The organism is Streptomyces sp. CB02980 (assembly GCF_014451325.2).
Classification (GTDB): domain Bacteria; phylum Actinomycetota; class Actinomycetes; order Streptomycetales; family Streptomycetaceae; genus Streptomyces.
The window spans coordinates 15,620-39,506 of sequence record NZ_JACSCH020000008.1 but is presented as its reverse complement, the minus strand read 5'-3'; the positions used below and the strand labels follow the sequence as shown (position 1 = coordinate 39,506).

The window sequence follows — 23,887 nt, the reverse complement described above, 5'->3', positions numbered from 1 at the left end:
GACCTGCGCACTGTTGGCGACGAAGGACACGGATCCCCACGTCATCCGTCGCGCCGATGGTGGTCGACGACGACGGTCACGGACCCGCCGTCCTCGGCGACTTCGACCAGGCGCGCGATCACCACCTCCTTCTGGTCCGCGCTGCGCAGGCAGAAGGGCCGTTGGTCGGCGAGTTCGGCGAACGGCAGCGTCGTCACCGGTTCCGACTCGATCCCGCGGACGCAGTCGGCCGGACTCAGCTCGTCCCCGGTCGCGATGAAGGCGTCGCTCTCCTCGGGCAGGACGAATCCCTTGTCCGTACGGGCGAGATACCAGGCGGCGGTCGACTCGGGAACGACCTTGCCCGCCTTGAGATCGAACTCGTACGAGGTGTCGGGCGAGGTGAGCTCGACGCCCGCGTATCCGGCCGTGTAGGCGGTCGCGCCGGACGGCTTCGGCGCGCCGCTGGAAGGCTGCACCGTGACGGACGGCCGTACCGGGGGTTCGCCGGTGGCGCCGGCCGGATCCGTCCCCTCCTCCGGCGGAGGGTCGAGATAGTAGACGGCCGCCCCGCCCACGACGAGTGCGAGGAACGCCACGAGGGCCGTGAGCAGCAGTCGGCCACCACGACGGGGCGCCCTGCGCGAGGAAGGGGTGTGCGCCCGGGCACCGGCGGGGTGCGCCTCCGGTCCTCCGGGAGGAGTCGTGGGAGCCCTACCCGAACCGCCGACGGAGCCCGGACCGGCGGAGGGGCCCGTACCGGCGGAGGGGCCCGTACCGGCGGAGGGGCCCGTGCCGCCGGGCGAGCCAATCACCGCGCCGACTCCCGGGTGGGGACTCCGCGAGGAGAACGCGGTGGCCGTGACGGTGGGCTGGACATGGGGCGGCGGCGTCGGTCCCGTGCCGTGCCCCGCGATGTCGGCGCTGACGGGGTGGGGCAGCCAGCCGTCGGCGAACTCCGGCCGCGGCCCCACGGCGGGATGGGCGTGGACGGCCGCGATCAGCTCGGCGGTCGAGGGGCGGTCCTCCGGGCGCTTGGCCAGGCAGCATCCGAGCAGGTCACGCAGGGCGGCGGGGACGGGAGCCAGGTCGGGCGCCTCGTGGACCACGCGGTACAGCGCGGCGGATTCCGGCCCGCCCCCGAAGGGCGGCGCTCCGCCCGAGACGTACACGGCGAGCGCGCCGAGCGCGAACACATCGGTCGCCGCCGTCGCCTGGAGACCCAGTGCCTGCTCGGGCGCCATGAACGCGGCGGTGCCGATCCGCAGTCCCGCCCCGGTCAGCGCGGCGGCGTCGGCCGCGCGCGCGATCCCGAAGTCGATCACCCGGGGACCGTCGGCGGCGATCAGCACGTTGGCGGGCTTGAGGTCCCGGTGGACGACGCCCACGCCATGGATCCCCTGCAACGCCTCGGCGATGCCGGCCACGAGCAGCAGGACGGTGCGCACCGGCAGCGGGCCGTGCCGCTGGACCACCTGCTGGAGGGTGGGTCCCGGGACGTACGCCGTCGCCAGCCACGGCGTACGGGCGTCCACGCCGTAGTCGACCACCTGCGCGGTGAACAGGCCGTGGATCCGCCGCGCGCTGGCCACTTCCTGGGCGAAGCGCTCGCGGAACTCGGGGTCCGCGGCGAACTCGGCCCGCACCGCCTTCAGGGCGATCGGACGCCCTCCGGGGGTGTACGCCAGGTACACGACGCCCATGCCGCCCGCGCCAAGACGTGCGTGAAGCCGGTAGCCGCCGATCTCGCGGGGGTCGTCGGAGGCCAGAGCCGTGTGGGCGGGCTGTACACCGGGAAGCTGAGCGGACATGCGGTGGCTCTTTCGGCAGGTGGAACGGAGCGACGAGCGACGCTCCCCGCATCGTGCCCCTAACTAAAGTTTCAGTCAATATGAGACGATGAGGACCATGACCGGCGATGCCTGACGGACGGAGGGACCACATGGTGACGGACCGCAGAACCGCGATCCTGGAAGCAGCCGCCCGCACCATAGCCCGACGAGGGGTACGCGGGCTCCGCATGGAGGAGCTGGCGGCCGAGGCCGGGGTGTCGACCGCGCTGGTCTACTACCACTTCAAGGACCGGGCCGGCATCCTGCGGCACACGCTCGAGTTCATCACCGACCGGGCGAAGCGGCACTCCCTGGGACAGCAGGGCGCCGACGGACCGGCGGACCCGGGGGAGCTGCTCGGGATGGCCCTCCAGCTGGAGTTCCAGGACCTCCCCGAGGAGCGCGAGAACGCCACGACCTGGGGCGAGCTACGCGCCGGCGCGATCTTCGAGCCCGAGCTCCGCGAGGCGCTCGCCACGGCGGGTGCGGCGTGGGCCCGGCATGTCGCAGGACTCCTCACCCTCGCGCGCCCGGCCGCGAGCGCGGAGGAGCGCACCGCCTCCGCCGAGCGCCTGACCGCGCTGCGCGAGGGACTCGGCGCGCGTCGGCTGAGCGGCGTCCTGCGCCCGGACCACGCCCGCGAGCTGCTGGGCGAGGCCATCGAGGTGGAACTCGCACACCTGACGGCGCACGCGCGACCGTGAGCGGCCGGCCCCGACGGCGCCCCACCGCTCCGCCACTCCACCGCTCCACCGCTCCACCGCTCCACCGCCACACAAGCGCACCGTCACACGTCCACGCCTCCGCACCCCGATCGCGAGATTTGACTGATATTTCAGTCAGTGCGACAGTTCTTGATCTGAGGCCGTCCCCGTTGTCGCGGTGACGCGCGTACGCGGTGCGGATGATGCACCCTCTGAAGCAGGACTCGCGTGACGACCCTGCCGCCCTCCCTCCGTGCCCCCGCCGCGGCCGGATGCCTCCGTCCTGCCAGTCCACGATCGGAGTCCACGATGACCTTTCTCCCCTCCCGACGCTCCGCCCTCCGTTCCTTCGCCGGGATCAGCGCGCTCGTCCTCGGCGCTTCCGCATGCGGCCCCGCGGAGCCCGGAGTGTCCGCTGCCGCCGCCGGCGGTGCGAAGCCGGACGGCGGGAACGGCCGAGAGCGCCGGCTGGGCGCCGAGTGGGAGAGCCACACCCGTACCTTCATGTCCTGGCCGGCCCTGGAGTCGGTCTGGATGGAGGACCTGCCCTACGTACGGAAGGACATCGCGCGGATCGCGCGGGAGGTCGCGGAGTACGAGGAGGTCGTCATGATGGCCAGGCCCGCGCAGCTGAAGGCGGCGCAGCGGGCGTGCGGATCCCTGGTGGAGGTCATCCCGCTGGACGTCGACGACCTGTGGGCCCGCGACACGGTGCCCGTCTTCGTCGAGGAGGAGGGCAGGGTCGTCGGCGTCGACCTCAACTTCAACGGCTGGGGCAACAAGCAGGAGCACGAGAACGACGCCCTGGTCGGCGAGACCCTGCTCACGAAGTACCGGATCTCCCGCGTCGAGGCGCCCCTCGTCGCCGAGGGCGGCTCCTTCGAGACCGACGGCGAGGGCACCCTGCTCATCACCGAGAGCTCGATCGTCAACGACAACCGCAACCGGGGCATGAGCCGGGACGAGATCGAGGACGAGCTCATCGAGACCCTCGGGGTGAAGAAGGTCGTCTGGCTGGCGGGCGTCCGCGGCGAGGACATCACCGACGCGCACGTGGACAGCCTCGTCCGCTTCGTCGCCCCCGGAGTGGTCCTCCTGGACCAGGCGTTCCCCGGCACTCCCCCGGACTCCTGGTCCCGCTCGGCCGACCAGGCCCGCTCGGTGCTCGGCAAGGCCACCGACGCGCGCGGCCGCCGCTTCGAGATCATCGACCTGCCGCAGCCCGACCTCGACCGGATCACCGGCGAGGGCGACGACTTCGTGTCGACGTACGCCAACTTCTACATCGCCAACGACGCCGTCTTCCTGCCCCAGTTTGGCGACCGGAAGGCCGACAACCGCGCCAAGGGCATCCTCCAGGAGCATTTCCCGCAGCGCGACATCGTGATGGTCCCGATCGACACCATCGCCTCCGGCGGCGGCGGAATCCACTGCTCCACCCACGATCAGCCGGGCAAGCCCGCCGCCTGACGCCACGCGGCGCCACGAGTGCCACGAGCACCACGAGCGGGGTGCGACCGTCTCGGCCCTCCCCGGGCCGGGGCGGTCGCCCCATTCCATCGACATGAACTGAACATTCAGTCAGCATGAGATACTCCGAGCGACGACAAGGAGGCACGACGTGGCCACAGACCGCCGAACGGCGATCCTGGAAGGGGCCGCCCGGGTCATCGCGCGGCGCGGGGTCCGCGGACTGCGGGTGGAGGAGCTGGCGGTCGAGGCCGGGGTGTCCACCGCGCTGATCTACTACCACTTCAAGGACCGGGCGGGCATCCTGCGCCACACGCTGGAGTTCATCAGCGACCGGGCCGATCGGTACACGGCGGCGGACGAGGGATCCGCCGAAGGCTTGGACGCCCATCAGGAACTGGAACGGTCGCTGCTGCTGGAGTTCCAGGACCTTCCCGAGGTACGGGAGAACAGCACGGCGTGGGGCGAGCTGCGGGCCAGCGCGGTCTTCGACCCGGAGCTGCGCACCGAGCTCGCCAGAGCCGGCCTGACCTGGGTGCACGACGTCGCGGCGCTGCTGGCCGAGGCCTGCCCGGCCGTTCCCGCGCCGGCACTCACGGCGTCCGCGGAGCGCATGACCGCCCTCACGGAGGGACTCAGCACGCGCTGGCTGAGCGGCGCCCTGACCCTGGACCACGCCCGCGAGCTGATGCGGGCGGGCATCTCCGTGGAGCTGAGGCATCTGAGTCGCCGCTGGCCGCCGGAGACCTGGGTCACCGGCGAACCCGAGGGGATCGCCTCGCCCCGCCGAGAGCGAACATCCTTGGATCCGGGCCGTGTTGTGTGAAAGCTGGGAGGCCACATCCCGGATCCGGAGGCCCTCCATGACCGCCGAGCACACGAACACCCTGTACGAGGCCGTGGGCGGCGCCGACGCGCTGCGCCGGCTCTCCGAGACGTTCTACGAGGGCGTCCTGGCCGACCCCCTCCTCGCACCCGTCTTCGCCGACTTCACCGCCGCCCATGTGGAGCACGTCGCCGTCTGGCTGGCGGAGGTGTTCTCGGGTCCCGCCGAGTTCACGGCGGATCTCGGCGGGCACCAGGCCCTGCTCCGCGCCCATCTCGGGCTCGGCATCACGGAGGAACAGCGGCTGCGCTGGATGGAGTTGATGACTGCGGCCGTGGAGAAGGAGCTGCCGGACGACGCCCTGCTGCGCCGCCGGGTGGTGGAGTACTTCGACTGGGGCACGCGTATCGCCAAGGACGTCTCGGCCTCCGCGCCGGGCACGGACCTCGGCGAACCCGGCCCCACACCGCGCTGGGGCTGGGACGGCCTCGCCTGATCCACGAGGCACCCCCTAGGGTGCGGGGGTGCCTACGCGAACCCTCCTGACCAGCGCGTCTCTCGCCGACGCCGCTCTGCTCACCCACACGGAGCAGGGCCGTGACCGGCCTCTGCTCGTCTGGGCGCCGGGGCCGGGCGTCCGCATGGTGTCGAGCGCGGTGCTCGGTGGCGGCATCGGCGAGCGGGAGTGGGTGATCAACGCCCAGGTACCGCCCGGCTACGACCGGCTCGATCCCGTCGCCCACCTCCGCGACCTGGCCGCCGGGGCGGGGCTCACCGGCGCGGGCGTGGGCCTGATGACGGCCGCCTCGGTCGCGGACCGGTGCCACGCCGAGGACGGCGGTGTGCGGGCGGTGGTCACCGCGGGGATAGGCGTACGGGGCTGGGCGGCGGCACCGGGCGCCGGTGGCATCACGACCCCCCACCCCGGCACGATCAACATCATCGTGTCGCTGCCGGTCCCCCTCACGGACGCCGCCCTGGTGAACGCGGTGGCCACCGCCACCGAGGCCAAGGTGCAGGCCCTGGTGGAACTCGGCGCGGACGCCTCGGGCACACCGACGGACGCGGTCTGCGTGGCGGCCCCGTCGCCCACCGGCCCCCGCACGGGCATCGACATCGGCCCCCACGCCGACACCGGTACCGAACCCCAACCCTTCACCGGCCCACGCTCCCTGTGGGGCGCCCGCCTCGCCCGCGCGGTTCACGCGGCGACGCGCGCGGCGTGCGCGGGCCTGGTCACCGCCTAGAGTCCAGCCGGTCCCGGCCCTCGCCCAGGTCGTGCCGCTCGTGCCCCCTCACCCGTGCGACAGCAGCGCCGCCGTGAGTTCGGCCGCCCGCCGGTGCCACAGGTGGGCGCCCCGCAGCATCGCGTGGCCACCCGTCGGCATCGGGATGCCCGCCGCGTCCGCGCCCGCGGCACGGGCCCTGCGGACGAAGTCCCAGGACGCGCGGGCCGAGGTGACGCGGTCGCTCTCGTCGTGGAGGAGGTAGAGGCGCCGGCCGCCCAGATGGTCGACGGGCTCGTCGGTGGGGCACCAGGGCGCCAGGGCGACGACACCGCGGACGGCCGGGTCTCCCGCGGCGGCGAGTGCCGCGCGGCCGCCCATCGAGTGGCCGACGAGGACGACGGGGACGGGCCCGGCCTGTTCCCGGAGGCGTACGAGCGCGCTCTCGGCGTCCCTGGCGGCGTCGGCGCTCTCCCCGTTCCAGCCCCGGTGGCGGTAGCGCACCTCGGCGATCAGCACGTCCCGGCCCCGGACGGCCCGGCTCACGGCGGCGGCGAAGGGCCGCATGCGCAGCGCGGGCAGGTTGAGGGCGGGCGGCGGCTCGGGGCCGTCGGCGCGGCCCCCGTGGAGCAGCAGCACGGCCGCGGTCGGCACGGCGGGGGCGCTGCGGACGACGAACGCGCCGGGATCGGCGCGCCGGGTGGGGCACAGCGTCATCGGGCGCTCGCCCCGCTCCCGGGCCGGTGCGGTGGCCGACGGGGCCGTCCGCTCGTGCGGACCGCCGGCTGTCCGGGCTGCTGCGCCATGGTGGGCCTCCAGGAGTCGCTTGCCGCTTCCCCGGTGGAGTGGTCCGCTCACGACACGGGGGAGACGACGGTGAGGCCCGCAGTCTGCCAGGTCGCACGGCCCGTCAGATACGGACCCCGGCGGACGGGGCGGCGGCCCGGGAATCACGGGGTGCCCGGTGTCCCGGTGGGCGGTGCCGACGATCCGGTCGAACTTGGCGTACCGCGCCACCAGATGTCCAGGATCAGACGCTCCGACAAGAACTGTAAGGAAGCGAACGCCCGATCCCGTGAACGGGACACAGGTCACGGACGTACCTTCTGGCAGGAGCACAACTGCTCCGAACGCACGAGGAAGAGGGGCAGCACATGAGCGGAGTGGCACGCCGGACGGTCGTCGCGGCGGCGAGCGGCACGGGGCTCGTAGCGGTACTCGCCGCCTGCGGGGGCGGCGGCACCGACGACAAGGACGAGGCGGCGGAGGGCGAGACGCTCGCACGCACCGCGGACATCCCGGTGGGCGGCGGGAAGATCCTCGCCGACAAGGGCGTGGTCATCACCCAGCCGAAGCCCGGCGAGTTCAAGGCCTTCTCCTCGAAGTGCACCCATGCGGGCTGCGCCGTGAGCAGCATCAAGGACGGCGTCATCGTCTGCCCGTGCCACCAGAGCCAGTTCGACGTGTCGGACGGCAGCGTGAAGTCCGGCCCGGCCGGCTCCCCCCTGCCGCCGACACCGATCCAGGTGGTCGGCGACGCGATCAGCCTCGGCTGACAACACCCCCGCCGCTCCCGGAGCTCCCGGCGTTCCCGGCGCTTCCTCCGCCCGACGCGCTCCCCGCTTCCCCGGACCGCCGGGGGAACTTCCAGCAGGCGAGTATCTCGTCGGTCGTGGTGATCGTGGCGACGAGCGCGAGGGTGTGACGGATCATCGCGGGGGTGTAGTCGGCCGGCACCCCCGCGATGGCGTCCCCGGGCACGACCACGGTGTAGCCCAGGTTGACGGCGTCGAAGACGGCGTTGGGCACGGCCACGTTGGCGGAGACGCCGGTGACGATCAGCGTCCGGCAGCCGAGGTTGCGGAGCAGCGGGTCGACATCGGTCCCGGCGAGCGGCGAGAGCCCGTGCAGCCGCCGTACGACGAGGTCCTCCTCGGTGACCTCGATCGGTTCGGCGATCCGTACCGCCGTGCTCCCGCTGTGCTGCTGTACGGGAAGCCGGGCGGCGGCCCGGAAGAGCCGGGCGTTGCTGTTGGCTCCCCGCCCGTCGGGGCGCCGTTCGGCGACGGCGTGGATGACCTGGACGTCCGCCTCGTGCGCGGCGGCCACCAGCCGGGCGACGTTCCGCAGGGCCCCCGACGCACGGGCGACGGCGGCCAGTTCGGGCAGCGCGCTCTCCGGCCCGACGACCCCCTGCTGACACTCGACGGTGAGCAGTACGACCCCGCCGTCCGGCCGGATCCGCTCCCCGAGCCGCTCTCTCGCCCTCTGCTCCATGGTCTCTCCCCTTGCACGCGCGCGAATGGCCCTCCATGCTTTCTGACGTCTCATCAGAAATCCAGAAGGGTGCGGACGATGACCGTCGCACAGCGCCGTGGACGCCGGATCATGATGACCCCGGCGGAGCTCGACTCCTTCCTCGCCGAACAGCGCACCTGCCGGGTCGCGACCGTCTCCGCCGACGGCCGCCCGCACGTGAGCGCGCTCTGGTTCGCCTGGGACGGCTCCTCGCTCTGGCTGTACTCGCTGACGCGCAGCCGCCGTTGGGCGGAGCTGCGCGCCGACCCGAGGATCGCCGTCGTGGTGGACGACGGCGAGGACTACGGCGAGCTGCGCGGCGTGGAGCTGTCGGGCACCGTCACCTTCGTCGGCGAGGCCCCGCGTACGGGCGAGCCGTGCCCGGACCTCGACGTGCCCGAGCAGCTCTTCGCCGCCAAGAACTTCGGCCTGGACGCGATGCCGCACGACGGCAGGCACGCCTGGATGCGACTGACTCCGGACGCGATCGCATCGTGGGACTTCCGCAAACTCGCGGGCCCCTGAGCCCCGGGTCAGCTCCCCAACGGCTCGGCCGCCGCCCGCAGCGCGCCGACGACCGCACGCACGGAGGGCCGGCGGCCCGCGTCGGCGCGCCAGGTCGCGTAGATGTGGCGCCGCACCTGCTGTCGTACGGGCACGAACACGACCCCCTCCGGCACGGGCCGACCGAGCCTCGGCGTGACACACACGCCGAGTCCCGCCGCGACGAGCGCCAGCTGCGTGTGGTGCTCCCCCGCCAGGTGGCCGATCCGCGGCTCGATGCCCTGCGAGCGCAGCGTGAACATGAGCCAGTCGTGGCAGAACTCGCCCTCGGGCCAGGAGACCCACTCCTCGTCGGCGAAGTCCACCAGGTCCACCTCCTCCCGTCCGGCCAGCGGGTGCCCGGCGGGCAGGGCCACGTCGGCGGAGTCGTCGAGCAGATGGGCGCGCTCGAGGCCGCCGGGCACGGGCGCCCGCTTGTTGCTCCAGTCCAGGACGAGCGCGAGGTCCGCGTCGCCGCGCAGCACCGCGCGCACGCCGTTCTCCGGCTCCAGTTCCGTCGTACGGACCCGGAGGTCGGGGTGCCCCTCGCGCAGGGCGGCGAGGGCGGCCGGGAAGAGGCCCCGGGCGGCCGTCGGGAAGGCGGCGACCCGCACCTCGCCCACGACCTGGCCGCGCTGGGCCTCGATGTCGGCCTGCGCCATCTGGACCTGGGAGAGGATCCGGGCGGCGTGCTCGGCGAGCAGCTGCCCGGCGTCGGTGAGCCGCACCCCCCGGCCGTTCTTGGCGAGCAGCTGCTGCCCCACCTCGCGCTCCAGCTTGGACAGCTGCTGGGAGACGGCGGAGGTGGTGACGTGGAGTCCGTCGGCCGCGCCGCTGACCGAGCCGTGCCGGGCGACGGCGTCGAGGGTGCGCAGGCGCTCCAGATTCAACATGTAAGCGATACTAAGGGAAGGGGTCGAGGAATTCTCGCTTGTCCTAAGAGGTCGGGACGGTCACCCTGAGTGGCATGAGCCCCGCAGCCCCACCCACCGCACCCCCCGCCCCGTCCTCCGCCTCACGCCTGCTGGACTGGCGCGTCCGCTTCGGCGTACTGGCCCTGATCTGGGGTTTCAGCTTCGTCTTCATCAAGGTCGGCACGGAGGGCTTCGCTCCGTTCCAGGTGACCTTCGGGCGGCTCCTCTTCGGTACGGCGGTGCTCGCCGTCGCCCTGGTCGTGAAGCGCGACCGGCTGCCGCGCGGCGCCCGCGTCTGGGGCCATCTGACGGTCGCGGCCTTCCTCCTCAACGCGCTGCCGTTCTCCCTCTTCGCGTACGCCGAGCTGACCATCCCGTCGACGCTCGCGGGCATCTGCAACGCGACGACCCCGCTGTGGGGCATGCTGCTCTCCCTCGTGGCGCTCTCCGAGGACCGTCCGACCCGGGTCCGCGCGGCAGGCCTGGGCATCGGCTTCATGGGCGTGCTCACGGTCCTCGGCGCGTGGCAGGGGTTCTCGGGCGTCGACGTGACGGGCACGGCGCTGGCCCTGCTCGCCTCGTTCAGCTACGCGGTCGGCTGGATCTACGTCCGCAGGACACTGAGCGGCACGGGCGCCTCGAACCTCTCGCTCGCGGGCTCCCAGGTCGGCCTCGCGACCTTGCAACTGGCGGTCGTCACCCCGCTGTTCACCTCGGTCCCGAAGTCGGTGGAGGTACTCCCGCTGCTCGCCGTAATCGCACTCGGCGCCCTTGGTACGGGGTACGCGATGCTGCTCCAGTACGGGGTGGTCGCGGAGGTCGGCCCGACGACGGCCGCGATGGTCACGTACTTCATCCCGGTCATCGCGACGACGGCGGGAGTGGCCCTCCTGGACGAACAACTCGCCTGGAACACTCCGGTGGGCGCGCTGATCGTCCTGGCGGGCGCAGCCCTCACCCAAACCCGCACGTCAAACCGCACCACTCCCCCCTCACCCCCCGTTGCGGGCATTCGCCCCTCCCCCAAGGACTTCGCCCAGGGGGCCCCAGGGGCGGAACGCGCGGGCACAACGAACGGCGCCCCCAGCCGGGCCTAGGCTTCCGCGCCTGAACCCGCACCCTGGTGCACGGTGCACTGTGGGTGCGGGTCCAGGCACGAGGGGCGGAGGCGCCGCCAAGCGCGCCGTCCCGTGTGCCCACCCGTCCCGCCCAGCGGGACGATTGCCCACACGGAGCCGGCGAGGGCACAGGCACAGCCCGCACGACCGCGGCGCAGGCCCGGCCCGCACGGGCTATCCGCAGCCCCACAAGCAAGGCCCCGCCCCGCGCCACGCCCCCGCCTCACCCATAGCTCCGCGCCACCACCGGCCCCACCGCCCTCGCCACCGCCTCCGCAAGCGCCTCGACGTCGCCCACCGCAAGCCCCGACACCGTGAGCCGCACCGCCGGCCCCGCCTCCATCCGAAACCGCGCCCCCGGCGCCACCGCCCACCCCGATGCCACAAGACCCGCCACCGCCCCGGTCTCGTCGGGCACCGGCACCCACACGTTCATGCCACTGCGCCCGTGGGCCTCGACACCCCGCCGGGCCAGCGCCCGTACGAGTCCGTCGCGCCGCTTCCCGTACGAGCGCGCGACAACCTCCGGGTCCACCGCATCCGTGGCCCAGAGGTGCGCGACGGTCCGCTGAAGGAGCCGGCTGACCCAGCCGGGCCCGAGCCGCTGCCGGCCGAGTACCCGGTCGACGGTCTCCGCGTCGCCGGTGAAGGCGGCGATCCGCAGGTCGGGGCCGTAGGCCTTGGCGACCGAGCGGATCAGCACCCAGTGGTCGTTGCCCCCGGCCAGCGGGTGGAGCGGCTGCGCGACGATCCCGTGTCCGTGGTCGTCCTCGATGAGCAGCACACCGGGATGCTCCGCGAGCACGCGCCGCAACTCCCCCGCGCGGGCCTCCGTGACACACGCACCGGTCGGGTTCTGCGCCCGGTCCGTCACGATCACCGCCCGCGCCCCGTCCCTCCTGATCGCGCGCTCGACCGCCTCGGGAAGCGGCCCCTCGTCGTCGACGGCGATCGGCACGGGCCGCAGCCCGAGCGCGGGCACCAGGTCGAGCAGGCTGCCCCAGCCCGGGTCCTCGACGGCGACGGCGTCGCCGGGCCTGAGGTGCACGGCGAGCACGCGCTCGATGGCGTCGAGGGACCCGGACGTGACGCCGATGGGCCCGTCCGGCACCCCGTCCGCGTCGAACGCGGCGCGCGCGAGGCGCCCGAACTCCTCGTCGACGGGAGCCTCTCCGTACATACCGGGGCGTTCGGCGTACCTCCGCGCGACCTCGGCGAAGGCCTCGCCGAGAGGGGGCAGCAGGACGGGGTCGGGGTTGCCCTTGCCGACGTCCCGGACCCCGGCGGCGGCCTCCACCCGGATCGAGCCGCGCGCGGTCGTGGCGGGCCGCGGGCGCACCCGGCTGCCGCGACGCCCGTCGGTCTCGATGACCCCGCGTTCACGCAGGGTGCGGTAGGCGGCGGCGACGGTGTTCGGGTTCACGCCGAGCACGCCGGCCAACTCCCGCATCGGCGGCAGGAGTCGCCCTGGCTCAAGAGCCCCGAGCCCCACCCCCCGCTCCACGCTCGCGGCGATGTCCGATGCGCGACGACCTTCGATCCGATACTCTCCTAGCACAAAAGCAAGTATGCACTAGTGCAATGGAGAACGCAATGAGCACCGCCGCCGACACGGCCGCCGACAGGACCTCCGCCCTGGCCTCCGAGACCGCTGCCGTCGCCGACACGTACACGCCCACCGACCGGACCGTCCCGACCCGCTCCCGCCAGCGCGCGTCGTACGACAAGGCCCTGGTCCACTCGATACTCGACGAGGCGTACGTCTGCCACCTCGGGTTCGTGCGGGACGGCGCGCCGGTCGTGCTCCCGACGCTCTTCGGCCGCGTCGACGACCGTCTCTACGTGCACGGCTCGACCGGCTCGCGGCCGCTGCGCGCGGCCGGCGACGGCGTGGCGGCCCCCGGTCTGCCCGTCTGCCTGACCGTGACCCACGTCGACGGCCTCGTGCTCGCCCGCTCCGCCTTCCACCACTCCCTCAACTACCGCTCGGTCGTGGTCCACGGCACCGCCCACCAGGTCACCGACCCCGAGGAGCTGCGCATCGCCCTCGACGCCCTGGTCGACCACGTCGTTCCCGGCCGCTCCGCCGACTCCCGCCCCGCGAACGCCAAGGAGCTCGCCGCCACGGCCGTGATCCGCCTGGACCTGAACGAGGTCTCGGCGAAGGTCCGCACCGGCGGCCCCAACGACGACGCCGAGGACCTCGGCCTCCCCCACTGGTCCGGCGTGGTCCCGGTGCGCGGCGGCTACGGCGCGCCGGTCCCGGCCGACGACCTCGACCCGGCCGTCGCCCTGCCCGACTACCTGGCCGCGCTCTAGAGAAGCCACGAACGGCGAAGCCCCGGATGGCGAAGCCACGAACGACGAAGGGACGGACGGACGATGCCGAGGACGGACGGACCATGCTGATCCACCCCTGGGACGCCCCCCACGACGAGGACGAGTGGCGCGACTGGCTCTCCCGGCACGACTTCGGCCAGCTCGCCGTCAACGGCCTGCCCGGAGAACCGCCGTGGGTGCAGCCCATGCACTTCCGGTACGAGGCCGAGCCCGGCCCGTACGGCCGGGTGCTGACCCATCTGGCCCGCCCGAACCCCCTGTGGCGCGCCCTGGAGGCGAACCCGACGGTGCTCCTCGGCGTGGTCGACGACTACGTCTTCGTACCGGGCACATGGACGGCCCCCCAGGGCACGCCGACCGCGCACGGCACACCCACCTCCTACTACGCCTCCGTCCAGCTGCGCTGCACCGCGCACGTGGTCGACGATCCGGCGGAGAAGGCGGAGCTGCTCAACCGTCAGGTCGCCCACTTCCAGCCGGACGGTGGCACGGCCCCGGCCGTCCCCGGCGAGGCCCCGTTCGGCCGCCTTCTCTCCGGAATCCGGGTGCTGCGCCTGGAGGTGACCGAGGTGCGGGCCAAGTTCAAGTACGCGGGGAACAAGCCGCAGGAGGTCCAGGACCGGGTCAGCGAGCGGCTGGCCGAGCGCGACGGCCCCCGCGACCGGGCGGCGCGGGGCCACCAACTGCGCCGCCGCACCACCGGCTGACATCCGTGGGGGGGCACGCCCCCGCCTCCGCCTACACCGCCACGGCCTCCCGCCGCCGTTCCGCCGTCGCCGTCCGCGCCTCGGCGAACGCGAGGCCCGTGACGGCGGCGAGGAGCAGCAGCGTGCCGAGCACGATGGCGGTGGTGAGCCGCTCTCCGAGCAGCGAGACGGCGATCACGGCCGCGCTCACCGGCTCCAGGAGCATGATCACGGAGACGGTGGCGGCCCGGACGACCGCCGCCCCTGCGAAGTACAGCGCGTAGGCGAGCGCGGTCGGCACGGCGGCGACGTAGACGAGCAGGAGCAGCACGCTCACCGGCGCGTCCGTGTGCGGTATGACCCCCTCCGCGAGCGCCGCGGGCAGCAGACCGACCGCCCCGATCGCGAAGGCCCAGGTCGTGGTGGACAGCGCGTCCGTGCGGCCGCCGTCGCGGCCGAGGTAGCGCGTGAGCAGGGTGATCGCCGCGTATCCGGCCGCCGAGACGACCGCGAGGACGACACCGAGCGGCCGGACCTCGGCCGCTCCGCCGCCGAGGACGAGGACGAGGAGCCCGGCGAGCGCCCCGGTGACGGCGATGATGCCGCCGCGGCCGAGGCGTTCGCCCATGGTGAGTCGGGCGCCGACCGCGATGAGGACGGGTCCCGCGCCGAGCGTGACGACCGTGCCGACCGCCAGGCCGGTGGCCTCGACGGCGGCGAAGTAGGCGCTCTGGAAGACGGTCAGCCCGATCCCGGTGCCGAGGATGCGGGCCGTCCGGCGGCCGCGCGATTCCATGGCCGTCCGGGCGACCCCGCGCCGGGGACGCAGGGCGAGCGCCCCGAGCAGGAGGACGAGACCGCCGACGCAGCGCCAGAAGGACAGGGCCAGCGGGCCCATGTCGCTGATGCGGAAGATCAGCGAGGCGGCGGCACCGGCCGTGCCCCAGGCGATCCCGGCGACGATCAGATAGAGGAGGCTCCGCCCGACGGACAGGGCGGATTCCGAAGAGTTCGACACGTGACTTCTCCGTGGAAGACAGGAGGGAAAGGTGGTCGCTCGGCTCCGCGCGCGGGCAGCGACGAACCGCTCGGGGGCGAGAGGTCGCCCGGCCGAGCCCGGTCTTCGTCGAGGAGAGTCTCCGCGCGCTAGGCGGCGGGAGGCGGAAGCACGGTCGAATGCATGATCGGCACCTTAGGCCCCGGTGCGCCGGGCGGACAACTCGGTATCGCGGTCCGTCGCATCGACCGCCTCCGTCACACCAGGCGCGTTCCTCACAACAGCCGCGTCCGTTACACCGGCCGCGTCCGTCACACCCGCCGCGTCCGTCACACCCGCCGCGTCCGTCATACCCGCGTCCGCCGCCGACCCCGCCACAGGTCCCGCCGCAGGCGCCTTCGGCGTCGACGACTGGGCGATGAAGGCTCCCACCAGGACCACCGCACCGCCGATGATCTGCGGCGCGTCGAGGTACTGCCCGAGCAGCACCCAGGCGAGCACGGTCGCGATGACGGCCTCCAGACAGGCCACGACACCCGCCACCTGCGGCGAGAGGCGGCGCACCGAGACGACGCCGGTGACGTACGCGAGCACCGTGGCGATCAGCACGATCCAGCCGAGCAGCAGCCACGCGGGCACGGAGGTGCCGTCCATGTCGGCACTGCCGCCGAGCAGCGCCCAGTCCATGCCCCACGGGCGGGCGACGACGGTGAGGACGAGCGCGCCGATGAGCAGCCCGTACGCGATGACGCCGATCGGGTCGGCCTGTTCGGCCTCGCCCGAGCCCTGGTCGGAGAGGACGAAGTAGCCGACCTGGCAGCAGGCGGCGGCGAGCGCCAGGAGGAGTCCGACGAGGTCGAAGGTGAGCCCGGACCAGACCTGGACGACACAGGCGAGACCGCCGACGGCCAGGACGACGCCGAGGGCCGCGGCGCGGGTGACGGGCCGGCGCTGGACGAAGCGGACCCAGCCGAGGACGAGGGCCGGGGCGAGGTACTCGATGAGCAGCGCGACGCCGACGGGGATACGGGAGATCGAGGCGAAGTAGAAGGCCTGGACGCCTGCGACGGCGAGCAGCCCGAAGCCCACGAGGAGAGCGGGTTTGCGGCGCAGGAGGTCCCGGTGGCGCCAGGCCACCGGGAGCATGACGAGCGCGGCGCCGGCGACCCGGAGCCACACCACATGGAGCGGGTCGAGTCCCGCCTCGATGAGCGGCTTGGCCGCCACTCCTGAACCACCGAATGCGAAGGCCGAGGCCAGGGCTAGTCCCAGGCCGGCGCTTCTCCCCTGAGACGCGTGCATCGGGCCATGATGACAGGACGCGGTCAGGGGCGTAACCCCCGTTACACCTGTTGAGACGGTTCCCCGTCCCGCCATGGAACGGACCCTTCCGCCAGAGCGGCCGTACCGGCGTCGGCACGGGCTCCGGCGGGGGCTCCGGCACGGGCGCTCAGCGCGGCCGGGTCGACCCCGGCGCGGCGCAGCACCTCGGCGGCCCGGCTCTCCGGGTCGGCGGCGACGACGGCGAGGAGGTCGAGGCCGCGCGCCTGGGTGTCCCCGCGTTCGGCGGCCCGCCGGAAGGCCTCCTCGAGGGCCGCGGTCGCGGCCGGCGACCAGCCGGAGGCCCGAACGTCCTGCCCCTCGGCCCCGCGCATGGCGGGCATCCGGCGGCCGGCCCCCGACTCCTCGACCGAGCGCTGCCAGCGCAGCCCGTATCCGATGGAACGCTGCACGAGGTAGCCGAGGACGCGGGCGAGCTGCTGACCGCCCTCGAAGGCGGCGCCGGCCTCGGGGTCGGACTCGATGAGCGAGTGCAGGAGGTGGGCGGTGTCGATCTGCCGGTCGCCGTCCCGGAGGGCTCTGCGGCGCGCGCCCGTCACGACCGTCATGAGGGACGGCGTCAGAAAGGGCGTGAGTTCCGCGCGCGGGGCGGCGGCCTGCCGGAGTGGCTGCTGGGGAATCGGGACGGGACGGTGCACCCTCCCACCTCATCAGGCTCGGCCCGCCGGGGCATCGCCGGGGAGAAGCATGTCCGCATCCCACCGGAGTTGGGCACGCGCGCGCGGTTCCTCCTCCTTATGGATGAGATCGCGTGTGTTGCCCTCCCGGGGCGCGCGCCGCCTTGCTTTGCGCCCCCGACGCAACCACAGGCCCTGCCCCTTACGTCTTCCGATCGTGTTCTGGATGGTGGCTCTGCTCGCGCGCGACGGGCGGCAGTACGTCTACCGGGTGTACGCGCCCCGGGAGGCGCTGCCGGCCGATCTGTTCTGGGCGGCCTTCCACTGTCACGAGGAGGACGGGGCACCCCGCGCCTCCGACAGCTTCGACGCGTCCGAGATCTGGTGGATCGGTGACGGGGCGGGACCGGCCGCCGCAGAACTGACGGTTCATCAGTATTGAATGTTCACGGCCACCCGGCTACGTTCCGCGACACCGGAACCCAGTAAGTACGCGTGAAGGGGTGGTCTCATGGCCGAAGTCAGCGCGGAGGCACGGATCGAGGCACCGGCCGGAAAGGTCTGGGCGCAGCTCGTGGACTTCCCCTCGTACGGCGAGTGGAACGCCACCCACACCAACTTCCCGAACGGCGGCCCGGCAACCCTCGAGGCGGGTGCCACCTTCACGGAGAACATGAAGCTGATGGGCTTCCCCGCCGAGGTGCTCTGGACGGTCGAGGAGCTGGAGGCCGAGCGCGCCTTCGCCATCAAGGGCAAGGGCCCGATGGGCGTGCTCGTCACCACCCGCTACTCGCTGGCGGCGGACGGGGACGCCACGACCGTACGGATCGACGGCGAGTTCACCGGCGCGGCGGTCTCCCTGATGGCGGGCAAGCTCAAGGACTCGGCGACGGCGGCCCTGACCGAGTCGCTGCGCAAGCTCTCGGGCCTGGTGGCCTGAGCCGGGCAGACGACTGGTGGCCTGAGCCGGGCGGATGACTGGTGGCCTGAGCCGGGCAGACGACCGGCGGCCTGAGCCGGGCAGACGACTGATGGCCTGAGCCGGCAGACGACCGACGGCGTGATCCAGGCGGACGAAAGGGCCCCGTGGCGACCGCCACGGGGCCCTTCGATCCTCCCGGCCCTTCACGGGCGCGGGCTCAGTGCTCGTCGGCCAGGATCAGGTACAGCTTCTTGCGGGCCTCGTTGATCACGCCGACCGCCTTCTTCCGCTGCTCGGCGCTGCCGGCCTTCCAGACCTGCCCGAACGCCTCCATCAGACCGAAACCGGCCTGCCGGATCTCGTTCATGGCCTCCCAGTCGACGCCGCGCCCGGCGTCCTCCCAGGGTGCGTCGGGGCCCTCTTCGGCCTCGGCGCGTCCGGTGTCGGTGAGCGTGAACAGCTTCTTGCCACCCTCGCTCGCGCTGGTGATCAGGCCCTCGTCCTCCAGCATCTGGAGGGTGGGGTAGACCGAGCCGGGACTGGGCCGCCAGGCCCCGTCGCTGCGCTCGCCGATCTCCCTGATCATCTCGTAGCCGTGCATCGGGCGGTCCTTGAGGAGCGCCAGGATCGAGGCACGCACGTCGCCGCGCCGCGCCCGTCCCCGGCCGCCCCCGTGACCGCGTCCGCCGCCGAAGGGCCCACCCCCGAAGGGGCCGCCACCACCGAAGCCCGGCCCGAAGGGCCCGAACGCCGCGCGCCGCCCCTCGAAGTCACCGCGAGGCCCGGGGCCGCAGCCTCCACGGCCGGCTCCGTGTCCGTTTCCGTACTCGTGTCCATGTGAACGCATCGCAACGCTCCTTCCATCGGGTTTCATTCTCTGAACTGTCGCGATGCCTCAACGATATATCGGAACTGTTCGGCGAGCAAGGATGCCGACTGCACCGCTGCAGCCCTGCCGCCGACCTGCGCGCAGGATGATGCAGGGCGTGGCCATGTCCCCGCCTGCCGGACGTGGGATCCACGCAGCTCATCCGCCCAGGTCACCGGCCCCCGCCGAAGGAGTGCCGGTGTGGGCCCACCCGGTCCAGTTCTCCGCGATTGGCCTTGGCCCGCCCGATTCCGCCCCCGGTACGGTCGGCGCCATGAGGATCCGCATCGTCGACGCCTTCACCGACCAGCCCTTCTCCGGCAACCCGGCCGGAGTCCTGCTCCTGGACTCCTTCCCGGACGACGCCTGGCTCCAGCGGGTCGCCGCGGAGGTCAACCTCTCCGAGACGGCCTTCGCCCACCCGCTGCCCGCCGGCGGCGAGGCCGACTGGGCCCTGCGCTGGTTCACCCCCACCACCGAGGTCGACATGTGCGGCCACGCCACGCTGGCCACGGCCCACGTCCTGCACTCCACCGGTACGGCGAGCGGTCCCGTCCGCTTCGCGGCCCGCTGCGGCGTCCTCGGCGCCACCGCCGAGGCCGACGGCACGATCACGATGGACTTCCCGACCTCCTCCCTCACCCCGGCCCCCGTCCCCGACGGCCTGGAGGAGGCGCTCGGCGCCGAGGTCGTCGCCGTCCACGACACGGCCGACCACATCGGCGACCTCCTCGTCGAGCTGCGCGACGAGCCCACCGTGCGCGCGCTCGCGCCGGACCACGCCGCCCTGAAGGCCCTCTCGACCCGCGGCGTCATCGCCACCGCCGCCGCCCGGAACCCGGACGGCGGCTACGACTTCGTCTCCCGCGGCTTCTTCCCCGCCGTCGGCATCGACGAGGACCCGGTGACCGGCAGCGCCCACACCGCACTCGCCCCCTACTGGTCGGCCCGGTTCGGCCGCGACGACCTGGTCGGCCTGCAGGGCGGCGCCCGCACCGGCATCGTCCGTACGCGGCTGCGCGGCGACCGCACCCTCCTGAACGGTCACGCGGTCACGGTCATCGAGGGCGACCTGCACGCCTGATCCCGCAGCCGCGGAATGAAGAAGGGGGGTACGGAGAACCCGTACCCCCCTTGCTCACGCTCACCGAGGCCAAGGCCTCACGCGGTCGGCAGCCACCCCACCTTGCCCGCGAGCAGCCCGTATCCGACGAAGGCCACGATGTCGAGCAGCGCGTGCGCCACGACCAGCGGCCCGACCCGCCCCCAGCGCCGGTACAGCAGGACGAAGACCACGCCCATCACCACATTGCCGAGGAACCCGCCGATCCCCTGGTAGAGGTGGTACGAACCGCGCAGCACCGAGCTCGCCACCAGCGCGGCCATCGGTGTCCACCCCAACTGCCCGAGTCTGCGCAGCAGATACCCGACGACGATGACCTCCTCCAGAACGGAGTTCTGGATCGCCGAGAGGATCAGCACCGGGTACTTCCACCACACCTCGGGCAGCGACTCGGGCACCACGGTGAGGTTGAAGCCGGTCGCCCGAGCCGCCAGGTAGAAGGCGAGCCCCGCGCTGCCGATGCCCGCCGCGACCAGCGCCCCGCGCCCGAGGTCGGTCCAGGGACGGGTCCGGTCGAAGCCGATGGCCTTCAGCCCCGAACCCTCGCGCAGCAGCAGATGGGCGACCAGCAGGACCGGCACGAGGGCCGAGGCGATGCCGAAGAGCTGCCAGGACAGGTCGAGCCAGGGCCGCCCCGGCGCGTACGAGCCGTTGAGCGTGGCCGCCTGCTCCTTCAGCGCCCCGGACCTGGTGAGCGAGCCGATGAAGCTGATGAGGGACGATACGGCGCTCGCCCCGAGCGAGAGCGCGAGGACGATGAGCGTCTCGTTGCGCAGGACCCGGCGCGACAGCCCGTCGGGAGGCAGGGAAGCGTCACTCACTCGTTGGTCCGACACCACACCTGTCTCCACTTCCCGGTCGCGGACGGACGCCGTTCCGGCGGCATCCCGATCACTGTGCCATGATCGGCCACCGCCCCCGTCCGCGACCCCGGGAGCCGCGCTCAGTCGATCCCGACCGGCCAGGTGTGCACCGGCTCCCCCGCATGCATGAGGCTCCGGTAGCGGCGGGTGGTCGCCGCGAGCGCCGCCTCGCGGTCCAGCCCCGCCTCCAGCGCCTTGTGGAAGGTGTCGGCCTGCCAGGAGGCGCCGTTCACCTTCCGCAGACAGCGCTGTTCGATCACGCCGAGATAGAAGTCCCGGTCGGCGGGTTCGATGTGCCAGGCGTCGAGCCCGGCCGCGGCGAGCGGCAGCAGCTCGTCGAGGACGAGCCGTACCGCGGGGACGGTCGCGATGCCGCCGGCCCGGCCGGAACGGGGCCAGCGCAGCTCCGCCTCGATGCCGTGCCGGCAGGCCGTGTCGAAATTGGCCTCCGCGTCCTCGAAGGCCATCCGCTTCCAGACGGGCCGGGGGTCGTCGGCGAGGGAACGGACGAGTCCGTAGTAGAAGGCCGCGTTGGCGATGACGTCGGTGACGGTCGGCCCGGCCGGCAGGACCCGGTTCTCGACGCGCAGGTGCGGGACGCCGTCGACCCAGCCGTACACGGGCCGGTTCCAGCGGTAGACCGTGCCGTTGTGCAGGACGAGCTCCTGGAGGCGCGGCACCCCGCCCTGGTCGAGGACGAGGAGCGGGTCCTCCTCGTCGCAGATCGGCAGCAGCGCGGGGAAGTAGCGCAGGTTCTCCTCGAAGAGGTCGTACACGGAGTCCACCCACCGCTCCCCGAACCAGGTGCGCGGGCGGACGCCCTGGGCCTGGAGTTCGGGCGGCCGGGTGTCGGTGGCCTGCGTGAAGAGCGGCGGCCGGGACTCGCGCCACAGTTCACGGCCGAAGACGAAGGGGGCGTTGGCGCCGAGCGCGATCTGGACGCCCGACACCGCCTGCGCCGCGTTCCACACGGCGGCGAAGCGGGCCGGCGTGACCTGGAGGTGGAGCTGCACCGAGGTGCAGGCCGCCTCCGGAACGATCGACTCCGAGGTGCAGAGGAGCCGTTCCACCCCATGGATGTCGAGCGTGAAGTCCTCGCCCCTGGCGGCGAGGATCTGGTCGTTGAGGAGCGTGTAGCGGTCCGCGGAGGAGAGGTTCTCGGGGACCAGGTCGTCCTGGGTGAGGGTCGGCAGTATGCCGATCATGACGACGCCCGCGTCGAGTTCCGCGGCCTTGCGGTCGGCGTATCCGATTCCGGTGCCGATCTCCTCCGCGAGCCGGTCGAAAACGCGCCCGTCGAGCTGGTGGGGCGCGATGTTCACTTCGAGATTGAACATTCCGAGTTCCGTCTGGAAATCGGAGCTGGCGATCTTTTCGAGAACCGGCCCGTTCAGCATGCGGGGCAGTCCGTCGGCACCGGCCAGATTGAGTTCGATCTCCACGCCCATGAGATTGCGGGGACGGTCGAACCTCTTCTCCGCCAGAAGCCTCGCGAGCCCCGCGAGACACTGCTGGAGCTTTCTCCGGTACTGCTGCCGGTCGGACGGGCCGAACCCGTCGGCCACGACCTTCTCCCCCATCGAAGCGTCCCTCCGCGAATGGACGGCCGCCAGGACGGCCGCGCGTCACGGACGATGATGCCCACCCGGCTGATCGACAACGCCTGCGAAGCAGGGCTGTCGGAGGATAGGCTGGATGCTGTGCCCCGCCGTCACATCCCCAGGGCATGGAACAATCGACATATACCAATGTCCTATTGTCCCGGAACCGGGGGCGTGAATTCAGCCGTCCGGCTCTGCGAGGAATACGCAGGTGGGAGCACCGCCACCCCCGGATTCCGCTTCTACGACCCTTGTTTTACGGCCTGATGACGCCTTGTCAGGAATATCGGCGGCGTCTAGCGGAAACACTCCGTGAACACGTGTCGTATAAACTCCGCGGACGAGGCAGAGTGTTGGCGCCCGGTCATGGCCTCATGGCCCTCCTCTGGCCCCGCCGCCGACAGCGCCGTCGTACCTGCCCACGCATCACCGTGTCTCCTGAGTGAGAGGCGACCCACCATGCTCCGACCCTCCCCGGCCCCTGCGCCGGCCCTCCGCAGTGTCCTCGCGGCCCTCGGCTCCCCGACCGCCGTCCGCGAGGCGCGAACCCCCGCCCTGCGGGCCGCGCAGGGACCACTGAGCCCCGAACTCCCCCTGCCCGTACATGTCCTCGGCGTCGCCGGGGCACCCGGGCAGGCCCCCCGCACCCGCCTCGCCGGCTGGCGCTTCCTGATCAGGAACGGGGGCCGGGCCATCGCCGCGGCGGACACCATGCTGACCCCGGACGGCTGGTCCTTCTCGCACTTCTTCGAAGGGCCGTACGTCACCGCGACGGAGCGGGCGCTGCTCCAGGCCGAGGCACTGCCAGGCCCGTACCAGCCGCGGCTGCTCTCCGTACCGGAGCTCTACATGCTGACCCTCTGGCTGCACGCCGAGCCGGAGGCGGACGGTGCCACCACCACTCCGGCCGCGGCGGATCTGATGGTGCCGCTGGCGCCCGCCCCGCCGGGGATCGCGGCCCACCGCCCGTACCAGGTCGCCGACCTCCTGCCCGTGCTCAGTACGCGTCTCGCGCCGCCGCCCCTCCTGGGCTCGGCGGCGCCCGCCTGATCCACCGCACGAGCGTCCGCCCCGTGACCCGCCAGGGTCACGGGGCGCACTGCTGTCCGAGAACCCGGCCCGAACGCCTCGCCCGAACACCCCTCCCGGACGGACTAGCCCACTGGGACCACTCCGAACCACCCAAAGAGACGGTGCAGTTGACCTGAACCGCCCCTGCGGGTGATGCGTCTTCCCAGGAAAGGACGAGCTGCCGCGAAATCCCTGCGGAAGACCGTCCATGGGGCAAGACTGGGATAGGAACCGAACCGACCGACGGGGGCGGCGATGAGCGCGAAGAGCCGCAGGACATCCACTACGACGCAGCGAAAGAACCCACCCATGTGCCAGCACCAGCCTGCCTGTCCCACCGCCGACTCCGCCGACCGTGAGGCGGCCCGACTGACGGCACACCACCCGGAGCAGGGCTGGAGCCTGCTGTGCAACGGCGTCCTGCTCTTCGAGGACACCGGGGAACTGCTGCCGGACGGGCAGATCATCGCCCCGCACCGGCCGTTGTCGGCGGGCCAGGTGACGACCGCCGCCTGACGGCGCGCACACGCCGAGGGCCGGCCCGGAGA

At 72.8% G+C, this 23,887-nt stretch carries 26 protein-coding genes; 15 read left to right on the top strand and 11 right to left on the bottom strand.

The window, feature by feature from the left end:
- Positions 1–41 precede the first annotated feature (41 nt).
- Positions 42–1,790 (bottom strand): serine/threonine-protein kinase, encoded by a 1,749-nt coding sequence (locus tag E0F75_RS18265; protein WP_187623580.1) that lies wholly within the window; start codon positions 1,788–1,790, stop codon positions 42–44.
- Between the two features lie 131 nt (positions 1,791–1,921).
- Here E0F75_RS18265 and E0F75_RS18260 point away from each other — a divergent pair, with 131 nt between their 5' ends.
- The 5 genes from E0F75_RS18260 (at position 1,922) to E0F75_RS18240 (ending at position 6,058) form a co-directional block, all read left to right on the top strand.
- Complete coding sequence (locus E0F75_RS18260; RefSeq protein ID WP_187623842.1) at positions 1,922–2,515, top strand: TetR/AcrR family transcriptional regulator; 594 nt, start codon at positions 1,922–1,924, stop codon at positions 2,513–2,515.
- 309 nt (positions 2,516–2,824) lie between these two features.
- Positions 2,825–3,985 (top strand): agmatine deiminase family protein, encoded by a 1,161-nt coding sequence (locus tag E0F75_RS18255; protein ID WP_187623579.1) that lies wholly within the window; start codon positions 2,825–2,827, stop codon positions 3,983–3,985.
- A 151-nt stretch (positions 3,986–4,136) separates the two neighbouring features.
- Positions 4,137–4,811 (top strand): TetR/AcrR family transcriptional regulator, encoded by a 675-nt coding sequence (locus E0F75_RS18250; protein ID WP_187623578.1) that lies wholly within the window; start codon positions 4,137–4,139, stop codon positions 4,809–4,811.
- Positions 4,812–4,848: 37 nt separating this feature from the next.
- Positions 4,849–5,307: a group II truncated hemoglobin gene (locus E0F75_RS18245; protein ID WP_187623577.1), complete on the top strand. Its 459-nt coding sequence runs from the start codon at positions 4,849–4,851 to the stop codon at positions 5,305–5,307.
- 28 nt (positions 5,308–5,335) lie between these two features.
- Positions 5,336–6,058: an adenosylcobinamide amidohydrolase gene (locus E0F75_RS18240; protein WP_187623576.1), complete on the top strand. Its 723-nt coding sequence runs from the start codon at positions 5,336–5,338 to the stop codon at positions 6,056–6,058.
- A gap of 48 nt (positions 6,059–6,106) precedes the next feature.
- Here E0F75_RS18240 and E0F75_RS18235 read toward each other — a convergent pair whose 3' ends face one another.
- On the bottom strand, positions 6,107–6,754 hold the full coding sequence (locus E0F75_RS18235; protein ID WP_187623841.1) for an alpha/beta fold hydrolase: 648 nt from the start codon (positions 6,752–6,754) through the stop codon (positions 6,107–6,109).
- A gap of 437 nt (positions 6,755–7,191) precedes the next feature.
- On the opposite strand from E0F75_RS18235, the gene E0F75_RS18230 reads away from it, so the two are divergent.
- Positions 7,192–7,593 carry a Rieske (2Fe-2S) protein gene (locus E0F75_RS18230; RefSeq protein ID WP_187623575.1) on the top strand — a complete coding sequence of 134 codons (402 nt, stop codon included), beginning with the start codon at positions 7,192–7,194 and terminating at the stop codon, positions 7,591–7,593.
- Here the strand turns inward: E0F75_RS18230 and E0F75_RS18225 are convergent.
- On the bottom strand, positions 7,580–8,314 hold the full coding sequence (locus tag E0F75_RS18225; RefSeq protein ID WP_187623574.1) for a cysteine hydrolase: 735 nt from the start codon (positions 8,312–8,314) through the stop codon (positions 7,580–7,582). The genes E0F75_RS18230 and E0F75_RS18225 overlap by 14 nt on opposite strands.
- 78 nt (positions 8,315–8,392) lie before the next feature.
- On the opposite strand from E0F75_RS18225, the gene E0F75_RS18220 reads away from it, so the two are divergent.
- A complete protein-coding gene (locus tag E0F75_RS18220; RefSeq protein ID WP_187623573.1) occupies positions 8,393–8,860 on the top strand; it encodes a pyridoxamine 5'-phosphate oxidase family protein in 468 nt (155 codons plus the stop codon).
- An 8-nt stretch (positions 8,861–8,868) separates the two neighbouring features.
- Here E0F75_RS18220 and E0F75_RS18215 read toward each other — a convergent pair whose 3' ends face one another.
- On the bottom strand, positions 8,869–9,771 hold the full coding sequence (locus tag E0F75_RS18215; protein WP_187623572.1) for a LysR family transcriptional regulator: 903 nt from the start codon (positions 9,769–9,771) through the stop codon (positions 8,869–8,871).
- Positions 9,772–9,845: 74 nt separating this feature from the next.
- Here E0F75_RS18215 and E0F75_RS18210 point away from each other — a divergent pair, with 74 nt between their 5' ends.
- Positions 9,846–10,889 (top strand): DMT family transporter, encoded by a 1,044-nt coding sequence (locus E0F75_RS18210; protein ID WP_187623571.1) that lies wholly within the window; start codon positions 9,846–9,848, stop codon positions 10,887–10,889.
- A 244-nt stretch (positions 10,890–11,133) separates the two neighbouring features.
- Here E0F75_RS18210 and E0F75_RS18205 read toward each other — a convergent pair whose 3' ends face one another.
- Entirely contained in the window at positions 11,134–12,468 is a 1,335-nt protein-coding gene (locus E0F75_RS18205; RefSeq protein ID WP_187623570.1) for an aminotransferase class I/II-fold pyridoxal phosphate-dependent enzyme, read from the bottom strand.
- A gap of 35 nt (positions 12,469–12,503) precedes the next feature.
- Between E0F75_RS18205 and E0F75_RS18200 the strand changes: the two genes are divergently transcribed.
- Together E0F75_RS18200 and E0F75_RS18195 are read left to right on the top strand one after the other, a co-directional pair.
- Positions 12,504–13,229, top strand: a complete 726-nt coding sequence (locus E0F75_RS18200; protein ID WP_229312724.1) for a pyridoxamine 5'-phosphate oxidase family protein — start codon at positions 12,504–12,506, stop codon at positions 13,227–13,229.
- Between the two features lie 83 nt (positions 13,230–13,312).
- Complete coding sequence (locus E0F75_RS18195; protein ID WP_187623839.1) at positions 13,313–13,957, top strand: FMN-binding negative transcriptional regulator; 645 nt, start codon at positions 13,313–13,315, stop codon at positions 13,955–13,957.
- Positions 13,958–13,988: 31 nt separating this feature from the next.
- Here the strand turns inward: E0F75_RS18195 and E0F75_RS18190 are convergent, their stop codons facing one another.
- The 3 genes from E0F75_RS18190 to E0F75_RS18180 all read right to left on the bottom strand — a co-directional run bounded on the left by E0F75_RS18190 (position 13,989) and on the right by E0F75_RS18180 (position 16,822).
- The gene (locus tag E0F75_RS18190) at positions 13,989–14,954 is read right to left on the bottom strand and encodes a DMT family transporter (protein WP_187623569.1); all 966 of its coding nucleotides are present in this window, start codon (positions 14,952–14,954) and stop codon (positions 13,989–13,991) included.
- 174 nt (positions 14,955–15,128) lie between these two features.
- Complete coding sequence (locus E0F75_RS18185) at positions 15,129–16,235, bottom strand: DMT family transporter (protein ID WP_229312723.1); 1,107 nt, start codon at positions 16,233–16,235, stop codon at positions 15,129–15,131.
- Positions 16,236–16,276: 41 nt separating this feature from the next.
- Entirely contained in the window at positions 16,277–16,822 is a 546-nt protein-coding gene (locus tag E0F75_RS18180) for a Clp protease N-terminal domain-containing protein (RefSeq protein ID WP_187623568.1), read from the bottom strand.
- 286 nt (positions 16,823–17,108) lie between these two features.
- Between E0F75_RS18180 and E0F75_RS18175 the strand changes: the two genes are divergently transcribed.
- Both E0F75_RS18175 and E0F75_RS18170 read left to right on the top strand, forming a co-directional pair.
- Entirely contained in the window at positions 17,109–17,333 is a 225-nt protein-coding gene (locus tag E0F75_RS18175) for a hypothetical protein (RefSeq protein WP_055604039.1), read from the top strand.
- 69 nt (positions 17,334–17,402) lie between these two features.
- Complete coding sequence (locus E0F75_RS18170; RefSeq protein WP_187623567.1) at positions 17,403–17,831, top strand: SRPBCC family protein; 429 nt, start codon at positions 17,403–17,405, stop codon at positions 17,829–17,831.
- A 199-nt stretch (positions 17,832–18,030) separates the two neighbouring features.
- Here E0F75_RS18170 and E0F75_RS18165 read toward each other — a convergent pair whose 3' ends face one another.
- Positions 18,031–18,660 (bottom strand): PadR family transcriptional regulator, encoded by a 630-nt coding sequence (locus tag E0F75_RS18165; protein WP_187623566.1) that lies wholly within the window; start codon positions 18,658–18,660, stop codon positions 18,031–18,033.
- 295 nt (positions 18,661–18,955) lie between these two features.
- On the opposite strand from E0F75_RS18165, the gene E0F75_RS18160 reads away from it, so the two are divergent.
- Positions 18,956–19,765: a PhzF family phenazine biosynthesis protein gene (locus E0F75_RS18160; RefSeq protein WP_187623565.1), complete on the top strand. Its 810-nt coding sequence runs from the start codon at positions 18,956–18,958 to the stop codon at positions 19,763–19,765.
- 77 nt (positions 19,766–19,842) lie between these two features.
- Here E0F75_RS18160 and E0F75_RS18155 read toward each other — a convergent pair whose 3' ends face one another.
- Positions 19,843–20,625 (bottom strand): CPBP family intramembrane glutamic endopeptidase, encoded by a 783-nt coding sequence (locus tag E0F75_RS18155; protein WP_187623564.1) that lies wholly within the window; start codon positions 20,623–20,625, stop codon positions 19,843–19,845.
- Between the two features lie 122 nt (positions 20,626–20,747).
- A complete protein-coding gene (locus E0F75_RS18150) occupies positions 20,748–22,247 on the bottom strand; it encodes a glutamate--cysteine ligase (RefSeq protein ID WP_187623563.1) in 1,500 nt (499 codons plus the stop codon).
- Positions 22,248–22,727: 480 nt separating this feature from the next.
- Here E0F75_RS18150 and E0F75_RS18145 point away from each other — a divergent pair, with 480 nt between their 5' ends.
- Positions 22,728–23,318, top strand: coding sequence for a hypothetical protein (locus E0F75_RS18145; RefSeq protein ID WP_187623562.1), 591 nt, complete (start codon positions 22,728–22,730; stop codon positions 23,316–23,318).
- A 330-nt stretch (positions 23,319–23,648) separates the two neighbouring features.
- Entirely contained in the window at positions 23,649–23,855 is a 207-nt protein-coding gene (locus tag E0F75_RS18140; RefSeq protein WP_030316472.1) for a DUF5999 family protein, read from the top strand.
- The last annotated feature ends 32 nt before the right edge of the window (positions 23,856–23,887 follow it).